Here is a 20207-nt window from a genome sequence, read left to right as displayed (position 1 = left end):
TCACGCCACCGACAGATGTTTCGCTCTTGTCTTGCGCTTGAGCGCGGTCGGCTGGTGGTCGGTGATCCAGGTGTCGAGGGCGCTGGCGGGCATGGGGCGGGCGAAGAGGTAGCCCTGGGCGATGCTGCAGCCGAGGCGGGCGAGGATGGCAGCGTCTTCGGGCGTCTCGACGCCCTCGACGACGATGTCGAGGGAGAGGGACTGGCCGAGGCTGACCATGGCGGAGATCAGTTTCTGGTTGGTCTCGCTGCGGGCGACGTCCTTGACGAAGCTGCGGTCGATCTTGAGGCGGTCGACCTTCAGGCCGATCAGATAGGCGAGGGATGAGTGGCCCATGCCGAAATCATCGACGGCGAGCTTGTAGCCGTCCTGTTCCAGCTGCTTCAACTGTTCGTCTGCCAGAGCAGGATCGAGAATGGCTTCCTCGGTGATCTCGATCTCGAGACCAGACGGCGCCACGCCATGGGCGCTGGTGACACGCTGCAGCATGCAGGGCACGGAATAGAGCGCGAATTCGCGCGGCGAGACGTTCAGCGCCACCGTCACGTCGCCGAGGCCGAAGTCGGGCAGGCGGCGGGCGAGAAGGCAGGCATCGCGGGCGATGCTCGCGGTCAGCTGTTCGGACAGATGCACCGTGCGTGCAGCGTTGACGATTTCCGGTGGTGATACGAAGCCGAGCTGCGGATGCTGCCAGCGGACCAGCGCTTCGAAGCCGGTGATGCGGCGTGTCGTCAGGTCTACCTGGGGCTGGAACCAGGCGCCGATGGCGCCGGACTGGATGGCGCGGTCGAGGTCCTGCTCGATGATGCGTTTGCGCTCGGCATTGCGGCGCAGGTCCGGGTCGAACTCCCGCAACTGGCGACGATCGCCGCGCTTGGCATCGTAAAGCGCCATGTCTGCGCAGGCGAGCAGTTCTTCGGCATTGTCGGCGTGATCGGGATAGGCGGCGAGGCCGACGCTCAGTCCGACGACGGCCTGGCGCTGGTGCCAGTGGATCGGCCGGCGGCTTGCCTCGAGCACGGCGGCAGCATGGGTACGGGCGCGATGCAGGGCGTCCGGACCGCTGACGACCACGGCAAATTCATCGCCCCCGAGGCGCGCAATCAGGCTGCCGTCCTCGACGATCGAGGAAAGACGGTTCGCGATCTCACGCAGCAGGGCGTCGCCGGCGCTGTGGCCGAGCGTGTCGTTGATCGACTGGAAGCGCTCGACGTCGAAGATCAGCAAGGCCACCTGTTCCTTGACGACGGCGGCGCGGGCGATGTCGCCGGCGAGGCGTCCGTGAAAGAACATGCGGTTGGCAAGGCCGGTCAGCGTGTCGCGGTTGGCCAGGGCTTCGAGCCGAGAGTTCTGTCGAAGTATGTCACTATTGGCGCGGGTCAGGCTGTCCGCGAGCGCGGTCGCCTCATGACGGGCGACCTGGCTGTTAACGAACATGCGCTCCGCCCAGAGGCTGCGGCGAATGAATACGAAGATCATGAGACTGAGGCAGAGGCCGACCACCACGTCATTGAAGCGCCAGTTGCCGATCAGGTTGATCATCAAGGAGAGGAGGATCGGGATGGAGTAGTTCAAGGCGAGCGGCGTATAGCCGATCTGCTTGATGACCGATCCGGCCGCCATTCCGCCCATCATCAGAAAGAGCGGGGCGTGTCGTCCGAGCGGTTCGAAGTCGTCGACGGTCCAGGGTAGGGCGGCCCAGACGACGCCTGAGGCGAGCGCGCCGAGCGAGAGGATGGTCAGGCTGCTCTGCGGCGCCGACAACAGCTTGCCGCGCCGATTGAGCGCATTCAATGCATAGGCCCTGCACGCGACAACGACGACCGCCGCCGCGTACCAGACAAAGTTTGTCCATCCTGCCTCATTCTGGATGTGGAGGATGAACAGGCAGACTGTGAGTGTAATCAGGTTCAGGATGAGTGTGGAGCGATAGCCGTCGGCGATGTCCGCCACCTGGGCTTGCAGCACTGCCGGCACTGTTCTGCCGCTTCGGCTCTCGTTCAACCACATAAAACAAAACCCATACCAATCGCAATAAAACATCAATAACAAGAGCGACTTAACGGGGTGTTATCGCGGCTCTGCGCAATTTAACTAGAAATCATCGGCAACTTTTTGGTGGTGCTAAAATGTGAGTTCGCGTCGCTTTTTGTACCAATTCGCCCTGGCCTTTCCGGGCGCAATTCCCTCCTCAGGTTGTGAGGGCGCGCGCGGGCAGGGTGTTGGCGGCGGACGAGAATGACCCGCCCCATATTCGAGCCAATTTGATATGTAGGTATTTGCAGGCGACTCATCGGTCGTCTGCATCTCCCCCTCCATCTCACGAGTTCTCCATGCCGAGCCTCTCTCCCGCCGCTCTCTGGCCGATCCTGCTCCTGTCGCTCTCGAACGTCTTCATGACATTCGCCTGGTACGGGCATCTCAAATACAAGACGTCCGCCCTCTGGATCGCGATCGTCGCGAGCTGGGGCATCGCCTTCTTCGAATATTGCCTCGCCGTTCCTGCCAACCGGATCGGCGCGGAGGTCTATTCGGCAGCGCAGCTGAAGACCATTCAGGAGGTCATCACGCTGATCGTGTTTTCCGGCTTCTCGGTCTTCTTCCTCAAGGAGAGTCTGACGATCAATCATGCGATCGGCTTTGCCCTGATCGCTGCGGGCGCTGCCTTCGTCTTTCGCGGATGAGAAAGGCGCGGCCAATTCTTGGTCGCGCCGTCTTCTACCCTGCTTCCTCGCTGCCTCCCTTCCAGCCCGCCGTGGCGACGCGGACTGCGCCGATACGCCAGGCGGGAAGGACGATGGCTGCCAAGAGGAGAGTGTTGAGCAGGACGTTGACGCTCGCGCCGGATACAAAGGAGCCAGTGCTGTCGACGAGATACCAGGCAAATGTCGCCTCGATCATCAATAGACGGGCAAGCTTTGGATCGGCCGGCAGCAGGCGGTCGATGATTAGCCACATCATGACACCCCAGCCGACCATCACCCCGCCGCCGATCGCGGCGAGCACTCGGGCGGCCTGGGTGTCGATGGTCTGGGCGCCGTCAAAGGGCCAGAAGACCGCGTCGGCGAGAAGAGTCGCCGGCAGGGAGGTGGCCGGATGGGCGCCGAAGGCGACAAGCAGGCCCAGCAGCATGATGAAGAGGCTGGTGAGTTTCAGCCAGGTGGCGGCAAATTCATGGGACATGTTCGATCTTCCTCTATGGTTGCGATGACGTGACCATGGCGACCGGCCGGACGTCTCGCAATTACTCCCGAGGTAAGTGACGAGGCTTGTTGCGTATGTCAGATGTTCGGGCGGTTACGCGCTGTTGCGGTAGCGAGGAGGATGTCATGACGGGTGATTTTGGTGGTCAGCTGCGCAACTGGCGCGGCAAGCGACGGATGAGCCAATTGCAGCTGGCGCTGGTCGCCGATGTCTCCGCACGGCACATCGCCTTTCTCGAAACGGGGCGGGCGAGGCCGAGCCGACCCATGGTTCTGCGGCTCGGCGACGCGCTTGACGTGCCGCGGGCCGAGCGCAACCTGATGCTGGATGCGGCAGGCTATCGCGCGGCCTATGCGAAGCGGCCGCTGGACAGCGCGACCATGGCGCCGATCCGCAAGGCGATCAGCCACATGGTTGCCGGGCACATGCCTTACCCGGCCTTTGTCTTCGATCGCCACTGGACCGTGATGGACGCGAATGCCAGCGGTCATGCCATGTTGTCAGGCTTTGGGCTTGCGGCCGGCGACAGCTTCATCGACTTCCTGCTGAAGCCCGGACAGGGCGCCGAACTGGTGGAGAACTGGCATGAGGTTGCCGGGCATCTGGCGGCCCGTTTCAGACTAGAAAGCGCTCATCTCGGCGGCGATGCGATGCTGGAGTGGGCAGCCGAGGGGCTGGCTTGCGAGGCGGGAGAGGGCGATCACGGCGGAGGCGGCGACCTGCCGCCGGTTCTGGCGGTGCGATTTCGCTTCGGCGGGATGGTCTATCCGATGTTCTCGACGATCACGCAGTTCGGCACGGCTGATGACATCGCGCTGGCCGATATCAAGATCGAAATGTTCTTTCCGTCGGACGAGACCTGCGAAGCTCTCTTCCGCAGCATGGCGGGCTGAACGCGCTCAGGCCTCAGGCACCGGCGTCGGCTTGCCATCAGCATCAAGCGCGACCATGACGAAGGTCGCTTCGGTCACCTTTTCCATGACATGGGTCAGATAGCGCTGGGCCCAGGTCTCGACCTTGAGGGTCATGGAGGTGCGGCCGACCCGGCTGATTTCCGTATAGACGCAGAGCGTGTCGCCGATCTTTACCGGCATGGCAAAGGCCATTTCCTGGACGGCAGCCGTGACCACGCGACCACGGGCACGCTCTGCTGCCCGGATGCCGCAGGCAAGGTCCATCTGGGCCATGACCCAGCCCCCGAAGATATCACCTGCCGCATTGGCATCTGCCGGCATGGCCAGTGTTCTGAGCGTCAGTTCTCCGGTGGGTGTTTGCGTGCTGGCGATCATGATTCTGTTCAAACTCCATGGTGCGGACACAGAGAAGATCGTGAAGCGGCCCACGCGCCACTACTAATTTTAATGGGTGAAAATGAACCTGTCAGATTTCGCAGGTCCGCATTTACGGAGTTTAGAACTGATAAATATCAAAATTTAGCATTCCAATCAAAATGGGGGTGGAGAATATGAAATCGGTGTCTCTGTCAGTGCGGCTTTATGCACTGGTCGCACTGGCTCTGGCGGTTCTGGTGGGCGCGCTGACCTACAGCCTGTTCCAATCGTATGACACGCTGGTCCAGGAGCGCCGCATGGGTCTGGCGCAGATCAACGACAATTCGGTTGCGATCCTGAACAAGTATTACAAGATGGAGCAGGACGGCACGCTGACGCGCGAGGAGGCGCAGGAGCGAGCCAAGGACGTCATCGGTGCGATGCGCTACGAGCCCGATGGCTATATGTGGATCAACGACATGCAGCCGGCGATGGTGATGCATCCAATCAAGCCGGAACTGAACGGCAAGGATCTGAGCCAGAACAAGGACCCGAACGGCAAGTTCCTGTTCGTTGAATTCGTTAATACCGTGAAGGCCGGCCAGGAAGGCTTCGTGGATTATTACTGGCCGAAGCCGGGCTTCGAAGAGCCGGTCGAGAAGCTGTCGCATGTCATCGGCTTCCAGCCCTGGGGCTGGGTCGTCGGCACCGGCGTCTATTCGGACGACCTGGCGGCGCTCTTCCGCCAGACGGCCATTCAGTATGGCGTACTGATCCTGGTTGCGACAATCGGCATGGTGCTGTGCGCCTATCTCGTGGTCCGCAGCGTTGTGCTGCCCATCAACCGTCTGAAGGCGGCGATGAGCGATATCGCCGAGGAGCGGGTTGATATCGAGGTCGGTGGAACGGAACGCCGTGACGAAATCGGCGGCATGGCGCAAACGCTGGTAGTGCTGCGGGACAGCGTGCGCGAACGCATCGAACTGCGCGACCGCGAAGTGGAGCAGCAGGCGAGCCTGAACGGCGAACGTGAGCGCAACGAGCTGAACCTACGCACCTCATCCGAGCGGCAGAACCATGCAATCAACGCCCTGGGTTCGGCACTTGAGCGGCTGGCCGAGGGTGATCTCACCGTGCAGATCGGTGTGATCGGCTCCGAATACGAAAAGCTGCGCGACGACTTCAATCGCGCGGTGGAATCGCTCGGAAGCGTTGTTGCCGCCATTAACCAGACGAGCGATATCGTGACCTCGTCGGCCGGCAATATCAGCGAGGCGACCAACAACCTTTCGAAGCGTACCGAACAGCAGGCGGCGGCCCTCGAAGAGACGGCGGCGGCCCTCGACGAGATCACCGCAACCGTTCGCACGGCAGCTGAACGCGCCAACGAGGCACGTCAGATGGTGGCCGAGACCAAGTCGAGTGCCAACCGCTCGGGCGAGATCGTGCGCAGCGCTGTCGATGCCATGGGCCGGATCGAAGGTTCTTCGCAGAAGATCAGCCAGATCATCTCGGTGATCGACGAGATCGCCTTCCAGACCAACCTGCTGGCTTTGAACGCGGGCGTCGAGGCGGCGCGTGCGGGTGAAGCGGGTCGTGGCTTTGCGGTCGTGGCGCAGGAAGTGCGGGAACTGGCGCAGCGGTCTGCGAATGCGGCAAAGGAGATCAAGACGCTGATCAGCGCATCGGCTGCCGAAGTCGATACCGGCGTCGGCCTCGTGCGTTCGACCGGCGAGGCACTTATCGAGATCGAGGCACTGGTCAACCGCGTCAACGAAAGCGTCAACACGATCGCGACCGCTGCCAAGGAACAGGCCACGGGCCTGGCCGAGATCAATACCTCGGTCAACCATATGGACCAGATGACGCAGCAGAATGCGGCCATGGTCGAGGAAACCTCGGCTGCCGGCCAGTCGCTGGCGGAAGAGAGCTACAACCTGCGTCAGCTGCTTTCGCGCCTGAAGGTCAATGCTGCGCAGGCCGTGGCCGGACATCGCCGGGCGGCGTAAGCGTCAGGCTTGACGAACAGATGGGGGCCGGCGGAGCAATCTGCCGGCCCTCAGTTTTTGCCCTCAATTCCTTCCCCATTTCGTTCATGGCGCATTAAGCCGGGCGGTCCTATGTTGTTGGAAGTTGTCCCATAAGGGACCATCGAGGGTGAAATGAGTGTTGCGTTTTCGTCCCTTGGCAGCCGACTGACGGTTGCCGTCCTTTCGGTGCTTTTCGTCGCCGGCTGTTCCGGCAGCGACCGGATTCCTTTCGCTGACGTTGGAGGGCCGCGCGCCGGCGACCAATTGATCGGCAAGGTGGATGCCAAGCGCGACGGGCGCGTGCTTGTCGGGCGCGTCGGCGACCCGCAAGCGCAGGCTGCGGCCTATGCACCGCCGGCCGGGCCAACGAATGGCGGGGCGCAAGGGCTCGACTATCTGGACAGTCCCAACCTCGCCGACAGCGATGCGCCGCAAGCGGCGCCGATGATGGCGGCCGGCGCTGAGGCACCTATCGACAGTCAAAGCCAGACGATGGGCGCGATGGCCATTCCGGAAGGCGGCGTCAATATCGACGGCGCGCTCGGCATAGGCGCCGAGCCCGGAGTTTCCGATGTCACTTATGCGGATGCGACGAGCTCGGTCGGGGTGCAGCCGCATGTGGTGACACAAGGCGGGGCGATGGCGATTGCCGAGGGCACGACCAGCCAGCCGGTGGTCGACGGTATCGGTTTCGACGAGCCAACCCAGATCGTGACGGGGCCAAGCGCGGCACAGCAGCCCGCCATGCAGGAAACGCAGGTGGCCGCAATGCCGGAGGAGGGCGGGATCCTGCCGCTTTCGGTGGATAGCGGCAGTTCCGGCATGGATGATCCTGGTCCGGTATCGAAGCGGCGGACGGCAGCGTCTTCGAACACTTCGCCTGCGGGCAAGGACTGTTCGCTTTATCTCGACAAGCGGAACTGCCGCTGAGATCTCCGCGAGTAATTTCCCTATTTTGCGAAAAGCCTAAGCCCGGTTGGGTAAGCGCTTGCTGACGCTCTGCCCGGGCCTCGGTGATGGCGCGGGACGGTGGCGCTTGGACGTCATGTCTGGACTGTTTCGGAAAGACCCCTCCCAACCCACAAGGGGAAAGACGTCACCTGGCGGTGGGGTGTGTGTTGCTGGCAAGCTTGGAATGGCTTAGGCGTCTCGTTTGCCGATGAGGACGGCTGACGGGCGCCCGCCGTACCGGCTGAGGCTGCGGAAGGCTTGCGGGCGGGGCGGTGAGCGCCTAGAGGCTTCGAGAGGTGTGGGTTTCCAGCGCAGCCGCAACGCGCAGGGCCCATGCCCGATCCTGCCGCTTTCCTCACCGCCCGGCCGGGCGGTCTAATCTCCGGAGTGAGCCCATGCCGCCGATTGCCGATATCCTGTTTTTTGTTGCTCTTCTGGCGGTGGCGGGCGCCGTGGCGGGGTTGCTTGCCGGCGTGTTCGGCATTGGCGGCGGTGCGGTGCTGGTGCCGGTTTTCTACCAGGTCTTCGGTTATGCCGGGATCCCCGAAGAGGTGATCATGCATCTCGCCGTCGGTACCTCGACGGCGCTGATCGTGCCGACCTCGCTCCGCTCGTTCCAGGCGCATCGGAAACGCGGGGCTGTCGATATGGACCTTCTCAAAGGCTGGTTGATCGCGGTGCCGCTCGGCGCCCTTCTCGCGACCGTGGTTGCGGCCTATGTCTCCAGCGCGGGTCTGAGGCTCTTCTTCGCGGTCATGGGTCTGGTGCTCGCTGCGCGTATGCTCTTTCTCTCCAACCGGATGCATCTCGGCACCGAACTGCCCGGCCAGCCATGGCGCTTCATGACGGGCACGGCGATCGGGCTGTTTTCCGGGCTGATGGGGGTCGGCGGCGGGGTGTTCAACAACACCTTCATGACGCTCTTTGGCCGGCCGATCCACCAGGCGGTGGCGACCTCCTCGGGCGTCGGCGTGCTGATCTCGATCCCGGCCTTTTTCGGCTTCATCTATGCCGGCTGGGGCGAGGCGGGCCTGCCGCCGTTTTCGACCGGCTATGTCAACTGGATCGCCTTTGCGGTCATCTTTCCGATCGCCATGCTGGTCACGCCCTATGGCGCGCAGCTGGCGCACCGGCTGAACAAGCGGCAGCTGGAGCTGGGCTTTGCGGTGTTTCTGCTGTTTGTGTCGGCCAGGTTTTTCTGGAGTTTGGTGGGGTAAAGGGGGCGGGGCCTCGGTCCTTCGAGGCCCGCTTGCGCGGGCACCTCAGGATGAGGGGTGACGTGGGCTGCGTGGCGTCCCGTACGATCTGATTGGGCGTAGGCGCTCGGGGCAATATCCCCTCCCAAACCCTCCCCACAAGGGGGAGGGCTTAACCCGGCCTCCGCCCTGTGTGGCTCGCGCCTTTACACCACCACGCCCGTCCGATTGCTCGACATCGTGAGCTTGCGCTCCGCGCGCTCCTGCTGGGGGGAGCGGTTGTAGAGTTCGCGGTAACACTTGGAGAAGTGGGAGGCGGAGACGAAGCCGCATGCGACGGCGACTTCGACGACGGGCATGGAGGACTGGACCAGCAGGTGGCGGGCGCGGTCGAGGCGGATTTCGAGATAGTAGCGGGCGGGGGAGCGGCCCATTTCCTGTCTGAAGAGGCGTTCGATCTGGCGGCGGGAGAGGCCGGCGTCGTCGGCGATTTCCAAGAGCGACAGCGGTTCTGCGAGATTGGCTTCCATCAGCTCGATGATCTGCAGCACCTTGGAATTCTGCACGCCGAGGCGGGCCCGGAGCGGCAAGCGCTGGCGGTCGTTGGCGGAGCGGACGCGGTCCGTCAGGTGCTGTTCGCAGACACGGTTGACGAGACCTTCGCCGAAATCCTGACCGATCAGGTTCAGCATCATGTCGAGCGAGGCGGTGCCACCGGCGCAGGTGTAGAGATTGCCGTCGACTTCGTAGAGGTCGGCATAGACTTCCGCTTGGGGGAAGGTTTCGGAAAAGCCGGGCAGGTTTTCCCAGTGGATGGCGCAGCGCTTGCCATTCAACAGGCCGGCCTGGGCGAGCACATGGGCGCCGGTGCAGAGCGAGCCGACCGCGACATTGCGGTTATAGGCTTCGCGCAGCCAGGCATTGACCGACTTATTATTGAACTCCTCGACATAGATGCCGGAACAGACGATCGCCATGTTCGGGCGGTTTTCGCCGCCGAGATAACGGCGCTCGTCGGCGAGCGAGCCGTTGACCTCGATGCCGATGCCGGAGGAGGAATAGACCTTCTGGCCATCGACCGAGGCGAGGCGCCACTCATAGGCGGCATAACCCAGCATGCGGTTGGCGATGCGCAGCGTCTCGATGGCGCCGGCAAAGGGCAGAAGGGTAAAATGCGGGACGAGGAAGAAGACGATGGATCGCTTCTTGGTTTGCGGCTGTATCTTGCTCATGATGATGCCCTGATGTCCTTGCTGCCGTTCCCTTGTTTTCCAGCATGCTCCGCCTGAATCGATCGGCGCGATAGTCGTTTTACGACATTGTCATCCTATCGCGCGCCGTGACCGCATCGGCAATTGCTAAAGAACGACATTTTCCGACTTTTTTCAGGCTGCGACGCCGTGGACCAGGCGACTGCGGTGGGCAGGACGCAGGCAGTTGAAAAGCTTTGATTTCAGAGAGCGGGGTGGTCTGGGATGGGAAACGGGCGCTGCCCCGTTTGCGACGTTGTGGGCGGCTGCGTCGCAAACGGGGTGTCGGGGCGGGTGATTTTGCCGCCGGGGTGCCTGGCGCGCGTCAGTCGTTTGTGTCGCCGGCAGGCCAGCCGAGATCCTTCCGCAGGTCAAAGGGCAGGGCTTCGAGGGCGGCCGCGTCAAGACGCTGGCGGCGGTGATCTGCGAATGCGCGTGCGAGGACTTTCATGGCCGTCGCGATGCGATCGGCGGCGCGGCTGGCGCGCTCACCGAGCGTCGAGGCGGCGGAGGCGATGCGGGCGCGCTTGGCGCCGGCGATCATCCGCGGAATCGGCCGGGAACTCGACCGAGGCAAAGGGGTATCGCAGCAAACCATGGTCATGGTCGTTATCCTCTTGGTGGCGGCCCGTCTTTCGCTCTGTCGCCCGGGCCTGGCTTTGTTTTGCTCGCCTTCGTTTCATCAATCAAGCGAATGTTTCTGATGTTTGTCATTCTGAAAACTGATCAATTGCCGATGGCGGGTGAGGCCGAGATCGTCGCGCAGCGCGGGGCCGAGGATGGCGAGCGCTTGCCGAGTCTGCTTGCGCACGGCGTGGCGGCGGGTGTTGCTGAGCAGCGTCTCAAGCTTCTGCTGGACGGTCTGAAAACCCTGCTGGGTCATGTGGCAATCCTCCTCTTGGCGGTCGATGACGAGAAGGATGCGCCCGGATTGACATTCAATCAAACGCAATAGTATCGTTCTCAAGTTCAATTTTGTTGAAGGTCAACCGCCATGACTCTCATGCTGCGCCAGCCGCTTCCGCTTCTCGACAATGACGTGCTCCGAACCTTCGTGGCGATTGCCGAGACTGGCAGTTTCACCACAGCTGCCGATAGGGTCTATCGCACGCCCTCGGCCGTCTCGATGCAGATCAAGAAGCTCGAGGAGCAGCTGAATGTGACGCTGTTTCTCCGCGATGCGCGCTCGGTGACGCTGACGGAGAGTGGTGAGGTGCTGCTTCCCTATGCGCGGCGGATGCTGGCACTGTCGAACGAGGCGGTGGGGCGGTTTCGCATGCCGGAGATGAAGGGGGTCGTTCGGCTCGGCGCGCCTGATGATATCGGCGAGCGCTTCATGCCGACGATCCTCAGGCGCTTTGCCGAGCTCTATCCGCTGATCATGGTGGACCTGACGGTCGACACATCGGGCGCGCTTCGTCGCCGGCTGGCGGAGCAGCGGCTCGACCTGACACTGGTCAATTGCGCGCCGGGCCAGGTGGTGCATGAGGGCGAGGTGATCCACCAGGAGCAGCTGGTCTGGGCGGGCGCGAAATGCGGCACGGCGCATCTGCGCGATCCGCTGCCTGTGTCGATCTGGGAGGATGGCTGCTGCTGGCGGGCGGACGCGCTGGCGCGGCTCGACAAGGACAAACGGCCGTACCGGATCGCCTATCTCTCGGCGCATACAATGGCGCAGCGCGCGGCCGTGATTGCCGATCTCGCGGTGGCGCCCTTGCCGCGCAGTTACCTCACCGACGACATGACGGCGCTGGGTTCCAAGCATGGACTGCCGGAGCTGGGGTCCTTCGAGGTGCGGTTGCTGACCGGCAAGGAGACGTCGGAGACGGTCCAGGCGGTGGCCGACAGCGTGCGATATGCGTTTTCCGAGATGATCGGGATGGCGGCATGAGCGGTGATCGCTTCGGTGGTTAGGGAATTGGCTAACTAGGGATTGGCCGTTAGGCGATAGGCAGTAGGATTTTAGTACGGATGAATGGTGAGACGACAGGGCTACGGCTCGAGGATTTTGCAGGCCAAGCTTACGATAAGCTGCGTTATGGCGACACGGACCGGCAGGGGCATGTCAACAATGCGGTCTTTGCGACCTTCATGGAAACGGGTCGTGTGGAGCTGATCTACAACCCCGATGATCCGTTGCTTGAGGAGGGCTTCTCCTTCGTGCTGGCCAAGCTTGACATCAATTATATCGCCGAGGTGCTGTGGCCTGGCACGGTGGAGATCGGCACGCTGGTGACACGGGTCGGCCGGGCGTCGGTCTCCATGCAACAGGCGGTGTTTCAGGCGGGCAAGCTCTGCGCCTCGGCCGAGACGGTGGTGGTGCATTTCGACCAGACGACGCGCAAGTCGCATCCGTTTTCGGAAGGCCAGCGGGCGAAGCTCGAGGGGTGGATTTCGGCGGCGTCAGCGGTCAGCTGATGGCGGTTGCGGCAAGATGCGACCGCTATCAACGAGCAAGATCGCGCTACGGATTGACCGAGAGTGCATCGGCCAGAAAGCCGGATACGAGAAATGCCGTTTCCCGGTGGATTTCCTCGCGGTTGCGGCGTCCTCCATCCGTGCAGACGATGCCGTCGCCGGGCGTTTCTTCTTCGATCAGCGCCACCGCATTCGGCTTGCAAAGTTGCATAAAGCTGAAATGCATGGCGTCGGGAATTGTCACATAGGTGGAGGATGCTTTTGGCAGATGTTCTGCGAGGTAGCCGCTTTCGAGCTGTGCGGGCAGATCGCGTATGTCGGTGCCGGCCGCGATCACCAGGGCGGGAATCTCTATATCGGCCAGGCTCTTCTGAGAGAAGCCACGCGCCAGACCGAGGTCGAGTGAGACGAAGGCCTTGATCCGCGGATCGGCCATGTTGTGCTGCAGTTGCGGGTTGGCAAGGCCGAGCTCCGTTGAAAGCGCGCAGGCTCGAGGGCTCGTCTTCGTCCGGCAATCCCGCTCGAAACCTGCCGTGTCGAACCGCGCGCCCGCCAAGGCGGCGACGGTCCAACCGCCCAGCGAATGCCCGATTGCGGCGATGCGTTGCGGGTCGACCGTGATCTCGGTGTCGGACGACAGCGCATCGATCACTCGGCTCAGATCGCGGGGACGCTCCCATAGTCTGGCGGCCTGATCCGCATCCTTGTTGAACGTCGTCGTTCCCGGGTGATCGGGCGCGGCCACGACATAGCCGCGCTCGACCAGCGCTTTCGCCAGCCAGTTCAGATTGCGCCAGCTGCCGCCATAGCCATGCGAGAGCACCACCAGCGGATGTTCTCCGCGTGACGCGGTGGCGTTCCTGATCGCGTGGACCCCATGGAAAACGGGATTTTCTCCTATCACTTCCAGAGGGGATTGGTCGTCGGTCGGATACCAGATCACCACATTTAGCGGGCGGTTCGCGTCCTGACCGAGTTGGACGTCGCGATAGCCGATATGGTCGGCGGCGCAGGCAAATGTGGCGATCGACAGCCAAGCCAGGCTCGTCGACATCAAAGTCTTCAGCATCTTAAACTCCTCGGGTGAATGCGATGGCGACCGACATGCACCCGTCCTGGGCTGTCGGAGACCTCGAACGCGATCGAGGACGGAAAAAAGTCCGTGGCCGGGGCTAGGCGCCGATGAGATGGTCTCTCTCGCCCAGCGTCACCACGGCGCGGCTCTTCCACTGGGTGTTTTCTGCGAGATGGCTGATGCTGCCGGAGGGGACGGGGAAACTGACCCGACCGAGGCAGTCGATCGGCATGCCGATCCACCAGGCGATGACGAAGGTGAGCGCAAAGCCGTGGGTGACGATGACGAGCGTATCTGCGGGATCGGCCTGCAGCGCATCCATGGCGCCGTAGATGCGGGTGCCCGTCTGGCGGCGGTTTTCGGCACCCTCGATTCCACCGGTGTCGTCGAGGCTGCCTTCGTCCGGGACCGGCAGGCGGCGGCTGTCGAGCCAGGCCTGTGGCTTTCCTTCCGCCACGCCATAGCTCATCTCGCGCAGGCCGGGCAACAGGCGGGGCTTAAGACCGAGGCTGCGGCCGATGATTTCGGCGGTCTCGCTGCAGCGGAGGAGGTCGGAGGAGACGAGCGACGGGGTCTTACCAGCGCAGAGTTCGGCGATGCGGGTCGCGATCGCTGTCGCCTGACGCTGTCCGAGATCGGTGAGGCCGGTATCGTACCAGCCGCCGACGCGGTCTTCGACATGGTGGATCGATTGCGGATGGGTGACGACGTATAGGGTCTGCATGCGGGGCCTCGCTTTCGCTGCGCGCGCCCCGCAAGAGGGGGCACGTTCACCCCAGCTTTTCGTAGAGGCCCTGGCTCTCCGTCAAGACCTCGTCGAGGCGTCGGCCCGCTTGAAAGTGGGCGAGGTGGTCGGGATAGGTCACGCCTTCCGGCACCTTGGGGCAGATTTCGGGCGTACCGAGCCGTGTCTCGACCGGGATGACGCCGGCCCAGACGCGGGCGTCGACATCGGCGGGATCGTCGGACACGCCGCCGGCGCGGACCTTGGCCGAGGCCTCCTCGATGCGCATGCCGATGACCATGGTTCCCTTGGCTTCCTGTGGGTCGTTTTCGCGCAGCACGTTGGTGCGGTCGGGATAGAAGCGGTCGACGACGGCTTTGAGCGCCTCGGCCTTTTCCTCCGGATCGTCGATGATGTGGGCCGTGCCGAAGCACATGGCGGAGCGGTAGTTGGCGGAGTGGTGAAAGCCGGAGCGGGCGAGCACCAGGCCATCGAGATGGGCGACGGTGAGGCAGACGGGGATACCGGCCTTCTGGGTCTTCAACATGCGGCTCGCCGACGAGCCGTGCCAGAACAGCCAGTCGCCCTCGCGCCAGTGGATGGTCGGCGTGCAATAGGGCTGGCCGTCGATGACATAGGCGACGTGACAGAGAAGGGCCGCATCGAGCACGGCATAGACGGCGTCGCGGTCGTAAGCTGCGCGCTCGTGCAGGCGTTTTGCACGGTTGCGCGGGGTGACGGGGAAGGATTGCGGGTCGGGTCTGTCGTTCATGCTTGCCTCCTGACGGCTGATGCGGCAGGGATAATCGCAGTAATTGGTCCGAAGAAGATCCATGATGGCCAAAATTATCCGAACCAATTCTGACTGGTCGGCGAGCACGCCGATGTTGCCGGCGCAGGGGCCGCGGCGGCTGGCGCTCTATCGTTCGCTGCGAGGGCTGATCGAGAGCGGTCAGATGAAGCCCGGCGACAAGCTGCCGACGACGCGGGACATCGCGAAGCGTTTCGGCGTGTCGCGCGGGGCGGCCGTTGCGGCCTATGAAATGTTGGTGGCGGATGGTTTCGCCGAGGCGCGGGTGGGGGCGGGGACCTATGTGGCCGAGGCTGTGCCGTTGTTGCAGGCGGTGCCGGAGCCGAAGGTGATCGAGGTTCAAGAGGTGTCTGCGCCGCTGCCCGGGGCGCTCGGTTGTTCGACGGCGGACGAGACGACGCTCCGGATCTTCCGCATGCTGATGAACCGGCATCTGACGCAGCCATCGGCGCGACATTTTCATTATAACGATCCAGCGGGAAGCCATGCGCTCCGGGTGGAAGTGGCGGCCTACCTCAAGGCGGCGCGCGGGGTGGTCTGCGAGCCGGACCAGGTGATCATGACGGCGGGCACGCAGCAGGGGCTGGATCTGGCGGTCAGGGCGCTTCTGAAGCCTGGCGATCCCGTGTGGATCGAGGATCCTTGTTATGCGGCGGCTCGCGAATTGTTTGACGGCACGGGGCTTGCCGTGAACCCAGTGCCTGTCGATGGCGAGGGGATTGACGTTTCGGCCGGGATTGCGGCTGCGCCTGAGGCGAAGGCGGTCTATGTGACGCCGTCGCATCAATATCCGCTGGGTGTGACGCTTTCGATGGCGCGGCGGCTCGCCCTGATCGACTGGGCGCGGGCTGCGGGCGCCTACATCATTGAGGACGATTACGACAGCGAGTTCCGCTTTGCCGGGCCGCCCTTGAGCGCGCTGCAGGGCATCGATGGCGAGGGGCGGGTGATCTATCTCGGCACGTTTTCCAAGACGCTGCTGCCGGGCTTTCGCTTCGGATATCTCGTGGTGCCCCGGCATTTGCGTGAGCGGGTGCTGACCATTCGCCGGCTAACCGATCGCTTTCCCTCGACGCTTGCCGAGGATGCACTGACCGAATTCCTGCGCGACGGGCATTTTTCGGCGCATATCAAGCGGGCGCGCAAGCGGGTGAAGGCGGCGCGGGATGCGCTGGTGGAGGCTTTGGAATGCGCCCGGCTGACGGTTAGCGTGCCGGAGCAGGGGCTGCATCTGGTGGCCGAGCTCGACGGGGCGGAAGACGATGTGGCGCTGGCGGGACAGGCGCGGTCGGTCGGATTCGGTGTCAAGGCATTGTCGCCGCTTTATCATGGCGAGACGAAACGGCGCGGGCTTGTCATCGGCTTTTCCGGTTTTGCGCCTGACGTGCTGACGCAGGCGGCCCGGCGTTTCGTGTCAGGCCTTCAGAGTTTGCCGATGCGCGACGCCGTCGACCCAGATCGTCAGCATGCGGGATAACAACTCTTGCGGTGGTGCCGGGTTCGGCCGCGACTGCTTGAGCCCTTCCGACATTTCGAAGACGATCACCTCATGGAACAGCGCCTGGACACCCCGGGCATAGAGGCGGGCTTCGTCCGGCGTGAGAGCGGGATAGGCGCGGGTGAAGAGGGCGGCGACCTGATCTTCCACCTCGAAGCAGAGGCGCATGAAGGTTTCGGTATAGGGACCGGTGACGATCGCCGCCTGGCTGAGATAGAGCCCGGCAAAGGCCGGCTCGCGGCAGAAATAGGTAAGCCAGGGACTGAGCAAAGCGACGAGCTGGGTGTCGAGCGGTGTTTGAGGATCAATGCCGACGCCCTTGCGGCCGGCTTCGGCCAGCTGCTCGATCTCGGTCAGGCCGAGGGCCGCCAAGAGATTGGTCTTGTCGCCGAAATGGGCAAAAACGCTGGATTTCGCGACTTTCGCGGCCGTGGCGATCTGGTCGATGCTGGTCTGCTCATAACCCTGACGGGAAAACAGATCTGACGCGGCGGCCAGGATCTGATCCCTGGTCTGACGGCTGCGGGTTTGGCGAAGCTTCATGCGCGAATCCTTTTGGTCGAGCCTACGCCAAATATATGTTGACCACGGTCAATTTCATGTTCATAAAATGACCGTGGTCAAAAATACGAGTGTTCCTCATGTCCTTTCTGTCGCGCGATGCTCAGCCCTCGAGAGTTCTGGTCCTGAACGGCAATCCGGCCAGGGATGCCCTGTGCGGTGCCATGGCGGAAAAAATCGCCGAAGAGGCGCGGCGGCGCGGCCAGACGGTACGGCTGGTGCATTTGGAGGATCTCGATTTCGACGCCAATCTGAAACAGGGCTACCGTGCGCGCATGGAGTGGGAGCCGGATATCAAGGCCTTTGCCGATAGCCTGACCTGGTGCGACCGGCTGGTCATCGTGCATCCACTCTGGTGGGGATCGGCGCCGGCGCAGCTCAAGGGCCTGCTGGACCGTGTCCTGATGCCCGGTTTCGGCTTTGAGTATATCGAGGGCAAGGCGCTGCCGAAGCCGCTGCTTTCAGGCCGCAAGGCGCGCGTGGTCATCACCTCGGATACGCCGACCGTCTTTCTCAAATGGTTTTACGGCAATGGCTGGGTGAAGGTGCTGCGCCGGCAGATCCTGGCCTTTTGTGGCTTTAGGGATTTGAAGGTGAAGTATTTCAGCCCGGTGCGCGGGGCGAAGCCCGAGGCTCTGGCGAAGATGGTGGAGGATGCGGCGGGGATTTTGGGGTGAGGGTGAGGCGTACGCCACTGACGTCAAACGTCAGGTGATCGCCTTCCTCACCTTGGCCGAGATCCATTCCGACACCACGACCGTTCCGAGGATGACGATGAAGATCATCGTCACCTGCGGCCAGGCGAGCATGTTGAGTGAGGACTGCAGCTTCAGGCCCAAGCCGCCCGCACCGACGAGGCCGAGGATGGCCGATTCACGGATGTTGATATCCCAGCGGAAGATGGAGATGCCGAGGAAAGACGGCAGGACCTGCGGAACGATCGCATAGTCGATCACCTGCATCCGGCTCGCGCCTGTCGCCGATACCGCTTCCACCTGCTTCTCGTCGATTTCCTCGATCGCCTCGTAGAGCAGTTTGCCGACGAAGCCGATCGAGCGCAGGGCGATCGCGATGATCCCGGCCAGAAGCCCCGGACCGAGAATGGAAACCAGCAGCAGCGCCCAGATCAGAGAATTGATCGAGCGGGAGGCCACGATCAGGAAAAGGGCGATAGGGCGCACGAAAACCGCGCTCGGCGTTGTGTTGCGGGCGGCGGCAAATGCAATCGGCACGGCCAGCAGGGTGCCGGCCAGGGTGCCAAGCGTCGCCATGTTGATCGTATCCCAGAGGGGTACGAGAAGTTCGCCGATATAGGACCAGCGCGGCGGCATGGCGCGGGAGAGGATATCGCCGCCCTGCTTCGGCGCGTCATAGATGAAGGCCCAGATCGTGTCCTTGGTCATCACCTGCCAGCAGAAAACGAAGGCTGCGATGAGGAACAGCCAGGCCGCCCATTGGACGAGATCGCGGCGGGTCGACTGCTTGCGCCAGATCGGAGTACCGTCAGATGCGTGAGAAACCGGCATTCAATTGATCCGCTTGCGAATGATGCCGGAGCCGTATTCGGCGAGCATCACGATGACGATGATGAGGATGAGCACGGCGCCCGCGCTGTCGTATTCATAGCGGTCGATCGCCGTGTTCAGGGTGGCGCCGATGCCGCCGGCCCCGACGATGCCGATCACGGCGGACTCACGGAAATTGATGTCGAAGCGATAGAGAGACAGACCGATGAGGCGCGGCATGACCTGCGGCTGGACGGCGTAGTTCACCAGTTGCATCCAGCTCGCGCCCGTTGCGCGGATCGCCTCGGCCTGGCCTTCGTCGATCTCCTCGATGTCTTCCGCGAGCAACTTGGCAATGAAGCCGATGGTCGCGAAGGCCAGCGTCAGAAACCCTGCAAATGGCCCGAAGCCGAACATGGCGACGAGCAAAATAGCGATAATGATCTCCTGAAATGCCCGCGACAGCGCAATGATCGAGCGGCAGACATAATAGACGGGTGGTGGCGCGAGGTTGCGGGCCGCACCGATACCGATCGGGATCGAGATCAGGACCCCGACAATGGTCGAGCAGAAGGTCATCGTCAGGCTCTCTTCAAGCCCCTTGACGATATCGCGCCAGCGCGAGGTGAAATCGGGAACCAGAAAGCCCTGCAGAAAGCGCCAGCCCCGGTCGAGGCCTTCATAGACGCGAGCCCAGTTGACCTCGACGGTCCAGAGCGCTGCGACGAGGTAGACGAGCGCCCCGCCATAGATCGCCAGGCGCATCGTCCGGCTCTGGATAAAGAGCGGTGGGCGCTTCCAGCTGGATGGATAGGTATCAAGGGCGGTGCGGCTCATGCGATCCCCGCCATGCGCTCTTCGCTGCGCGTGCGCTCGATTGCGGCCTCGCGCTCTTCATCGGCGTCATCGGAGGCCTGCTTGCGCATGGCTTCCCAATCTTCTTCGCCGTAGATACGGGTGAGTGCGGCTGTGTCGAGTGCCTCCGGAGGACCGTCGAAGACGACTTCACCGGCGCGGAGGCCGATAATGCGCTCGACGAAGGCCTGAGCCAGCAGCACGTCGTGAATATTGATGATCGCGGGAAGCCCGCGCTCGCGGCAGACTTCGACGATCAGGCGCATGATCTGGCGGGATGTCTTCGGATCGAGCGATGCCGTCGGTTCGTCGATGAGGAGGAGTTCCGGGTCCTGGCCGAGCGCGCGGGCAATACCCACGCGCTGACGCTGGCCGCCGGATAGAGCGTCTGCCCGCTTGTCGGCATGGGCCATCAGGCCGACACGATCCAGAAGCGCAAAGGCGTTGGCCACATAGTCTGCGGAATAGCGACGGAAGAAGCTGCGCCAGAAGGGCACATAGCCGAGACGGCCGGACAGCACGTTTTCCATGACCGTCAGCCGCTCGACGAGCGCATATTCCTGGAAGATCATGCCCATGCGCCGACGGGCAGTGCGCAATTCCGACCGGGAGAGCTTGGTCACGTTGAGAGCGCCCAGATGGATTTCGCCTTCGGTCGGTTCGATCAGGCGATTGATGCAGCGGATCAGGCTGGACTTGCCAGCGCCCGAAGGGCCGATCAGGCCGACGACTTGACCGGCCGGGATTTCCAGGCTGACATTCTTCAACGCCTTGTCCCCCGTCTTGTAGGTCTTGGTGAGGCCCGAAATCTTCAACATCAAATCGTCTCCGCTGGTAAAAAAACGACACCGGGTCTTG

The 20207-nt window shown here is 62.9% G+C and carries 22 protein-coding genes; 10 read left to right on the top strand and 12 right to left on the bottom strand.

Translation table 11 applies throughout. The features are described from left to right. Positions 1-1968: a putative bifunctional diguanylate cyclase/phosphodiesterase gene (locus ACQKP1_RS10645; protein WP_427275193.1), complete on the bottom strand. Its 1968-nt coding sequence runs from the start codon at positions 1966-1968 to the stop codon at positions 1-3. A gap of 365 nt (positions 1969-2333) precedes the next feature. Here ACQKP1_RS10645 and ACQKP1_RS10640 point away from each other — a divergent pair, with 365 nt between their 5' ends. Then, positions 2334-2684 (top strand): DMT family protein, encoded by a 351-nt coding sequence (locus ACQKP1_RS10640; RefSeq protein ID WP_006727781.1) that lies wholly within the window; start codon positions 2334-2336, stop codon positions 2682-2684. Between the two features lie 34 nt (positions 2685-2718). Here the strand turns inward: ACQKP1_RS10640 and ACQKP1_RS10635 are convergent, their stop codons facing one another. After that, positions 2719-3183 (bottom strand): hypothetical protein, encoded by a 465-nt coding sequence (locus tag ACQKP1_RS10635; RefSeq protein WP_427275192.1) that lies wholly within the window; start codon positions 3181-3183, stop codon positions 2719-2721. Between the two features lie 146 nt (positions 3184-3329). Here ACQKP1_RS10635 and ACQKP1_RS10630 point away from each other — a divergent pair, with 146 nt between their 5' ends. Next, the gene (locus tag ACQKP1_RS10630) at positions 3330-4097 is read left to right on the top strand and encodes a helix-turn-helix domain-containing protein (protein WP_427275191.1); all 768 of its coding nucleotides are present in this window, start codon (positions 3330-3332) and stop codon (positions 4095-4097) included. Between the two features lie 6 nt (positions 4098-4103). Here the strand turns inward: ACQKP1_RS10630 and ACQKP1_RS10625 are convergent, their stop codons facing one another. Next, entirely contained in the window at positions 4104-4493 is a 390-nt protein-coding gene (locus ACQKP1_RS10625; protein ID WP_427275190.1) for an acyl-CoA thioesterase, read from the bottom strand. Positions 4494-4669: 176 nt separating this feature from the next. Here ACQKP1_RS10625 and ACQKP1_RS10620 point away from each other — a divergent pair, with 176 nt between their 5' ends. The 3 genes from ACQKP1_RS10620 to ACQKP1_RS10610 all read left to right on the top strand — a co-directional run bounded on the left by ACQKP1_RS10620 (position 4670) and on the right by ACQKP1_RS10610 (position 8673). Further along, a complete protein-coding gene (locus ACQKP1_RS10620; RefSeq protein ID WP_427275189.1) occupies positions 4670-6484 on the top strand; it encodes a methyl-accepting chemotaxis protein in 1815 nt (604 codons plus the stop codon). A gap of 153 nt (positions 6485-6637) precedes the next feature. After that, on the top strand, positions 6638-7435 hold the full coding sequence (locus ACQKP1_RS10615; protein WP_427275188.1) for a hypothetical protein: 798 nt from the start codon (positions 6638-6640) through the stop codon (positions 7433-7435). Between the two features lie 416 nt (positions 7436-7851). Beyond that, positions 7852-8673: a sulfite exporter TauE/SafE family protein gene (locus ACQKP1_RS10610; protein ID WP_427275187.1), complete on the top strand. Its 822-nt coding sequence runs from the start codon at positions 7852-7854 to the stop codon at positions 8671-8673. 185 nt (positions 8674-8858) lie between these two features. Here ACQKP1_RS10610 and ACQKP1_RS10605 read toward each other — a convergent pair whose 3' ends face one another. Further along, positions 8859-9884 (bottom strand): GlxA family transcriptional regulator, encoded by a 1026-nt coding sequence (locus tag ACQKP1_RS10605; protein WP_427275186.1) that lies wholly within the window; start codon positions 9882-9884, stop codon positions 8859-8861. Positions 9885-10227: 343 nt separating this feature from the next. Then, on the bottom strand, positions 10228-10506 hold the full coding sequence (locus ACQKP1_RS10600) for a hypothetical protein (protein WP_427275185.1): 279 nt from the start codon (positions 10504-10506) through the stop codon (positions 10228-10230). Between the two features lie 99 nt (positions 10507-10605). Between ACQKP1_RS10600 and ACQKP1_RS10595 the strand changes: the two genes are divergently transcribed. From ACQKP1_RS10595 to ACQKP1_RS10585, 3 genes are all read left to right on the top strand, one after another. Beyond that, complete coding sequence (locus ACQKP1_RS10595) at positions 10606-10857, top strand: hypothetical protein (RefSeq protein ID WP_427275184.1); 252 nt, start codon at positions 10606-10608, stop codon at positions 10855-10857. 39 nt (positions 10858-10896) lie between these two features. After that, complete coding sequence (locus ACQKP1_RS10590) at positions 10897-11793, top strand: LysR family transcriptional regulator (RefSeq protein WP_427275183.1); 897 nt, start codon at positions 10897-10899, stop codon at positions 11791-11793. Positions 11794-11873: 80 nt separating this feature from the next. Then, positions 11874-12320, top strand: a complete 447-nt coding sequence (locus ACQKP1_RS10585; RefSeq protein ID WP_427275182.1) for an acyl-CoA thioesterase — start codon at positions 11874-11876, stop codon at positions 12318-12320. A 46-nt stretch (positions 12321-12366) separates the two neighbouring features. On the opposite strand, the gene ACQKP1_RS10580 is transcribed toward ACQKP1_RS10585, so the two are convergent. The 3 genes from ACQKP1_RS10580 to ACQKP1_RS10570 all read right to left on the bottom strand — a co-directional run bounded on the left by ACQKP1_RS10580 (position 12367) and on the right by ACQKP1_RS10570 (position 14891). After that, entirely contained in the window at positions 12367-13389 is a 1023-nt protein-coding gene (locus ACQKP1_RS10580; RefSeq protein WP_427275181.1) for an alpha/beta hydrolase family protein, read from the bottom strand. A 103-nt stretch (positions 13390-13492) separates the two neighbouring features. After that, positions 13493-14119, bottom strand: coding sequence for a histidine phosphatase family protein (locus ACQKP1_RS10575; RefSeq protein ID WP_427275180.1), 627 nt, complete (start codon positions 14117-14119; stop codon positions 13493-13495). Positions 14120-14165: 46 nt separating this feature from the next. Further along, positions 14166-14891, bottom strand: a complete 726-nt coding sequence (locus tag ACQKP1_RS10570; RefSeq protein ID WP_427275179.1) for a pyridoxamine 5'-phosphate oxidase family protein — start codon at positions 14889-14891, stop codon at positions 14166-14168. 64 nt (positions 14892-14955) lie between these two features. On the opposite strand from ACQKP1_RS10570, the gene ACQKP1_RS10565 reads away from it, so the two are divergent. Next, positions 14956-16407, top strand: coding sequence for a PLP-dependent aminotransferase family protein (locus ACQKP1_RS10565; protein WP_427276438.1), 1452 nt, complete (start codon positions 14956-14958; stop codon positions 16405-16407). Here ACQKP1_RS10565 and ACQKP1_RS10560 read toward each other — a convergent pair. Continuing rightward, entirely contained in the window at positions 16345-16971 is a 627-nt protein-coding gene (locus tag ACQKP1_RS10560) for a TetR/AcrR family transcriptional regulator (protein ID WP_427275178.1), read from the bottom strand. The genes ACQKP1_RS10565 and ACQKP1_RS10560 overlap by 63 nt on opposite strands. A 98-nt stretch (positions 16972-17069) precedes the next feature. On the opposite strand from ACQKP1_RS10560, the gene ACQKP1_RS10555 reads away from it, so the two are divergent. Further along, on the top strand, positions 17070-17666 hold the full coding sequence (locus tag ACQKP1_RS10555) for an NAD(P)H-dependent oxidoreductase (RefSeq protein ID WP_427275177.1): 597 nt from the start codon (positions 17070-17072) through the stop codon (positions 17664-17666). Between the two features lie 30 nt (positions 17667-17696). On the opposite strand, the gene phnE (ACQKP1_RS10550) is transcribed toward ACQKP1_RS10555, so the two are convergent. From phnE (ACQKP1_RS10550) to phnC, 3 genes are read right to left on the bottom strand one after another with little or no spacing between them, the layout of a single operon-like run. Then, positions 17697-18515, bottom strand: coding sequence for a phosphonate ABC transporter, permease protein PhnE (gene phnE / locus ACQKP1_RS10550; protein ID WP_427275176.1), 819 nt, complete (start codon positions 18513-18515; stop codon positions 17697-17699). Then, on the bottom strand, positions 18516-19331 hold the full coding sequence (gene phnE / locus ACQKP1_RS10545) for a phosphonate ABC transporter, permease protein PhnE (protein ID WP_427275175.1): 816 nt from the start codon (positions 19329-19331) through the stop codon (positions 18516-18518). Beyond that, complete coding sequence (phnC, locus tag ACQKP1_RS10540; RefSeq protein ID WP_427275174.1) at positions 19328-20167, bottom strand: phosphonate ABC transporter ATP-binding protein; 840 nt, start codon at positions 20165-20167, stop codon at positions 19328-19330. Before phnC ends, phnE (ACQKP1_RS10545) begins: the two co-directional genes overlap by 4 nt. Positions 20168-20207: the final 40 nt, after the last annotated feature.

Source organism: Allorhizobium sp. NPDC080224, from assembly GCF_050281005.1.
GTDB lineage: Bacteria > Pseudomonadota > Alphaproteobacteria > Rhizobiales > Rhizobiaceae > Allorhizobium.
Note: the sequence above shows the minus strand (reverse complement) of the source record. Positions and strands in the feature narration are given on the sequence as shown.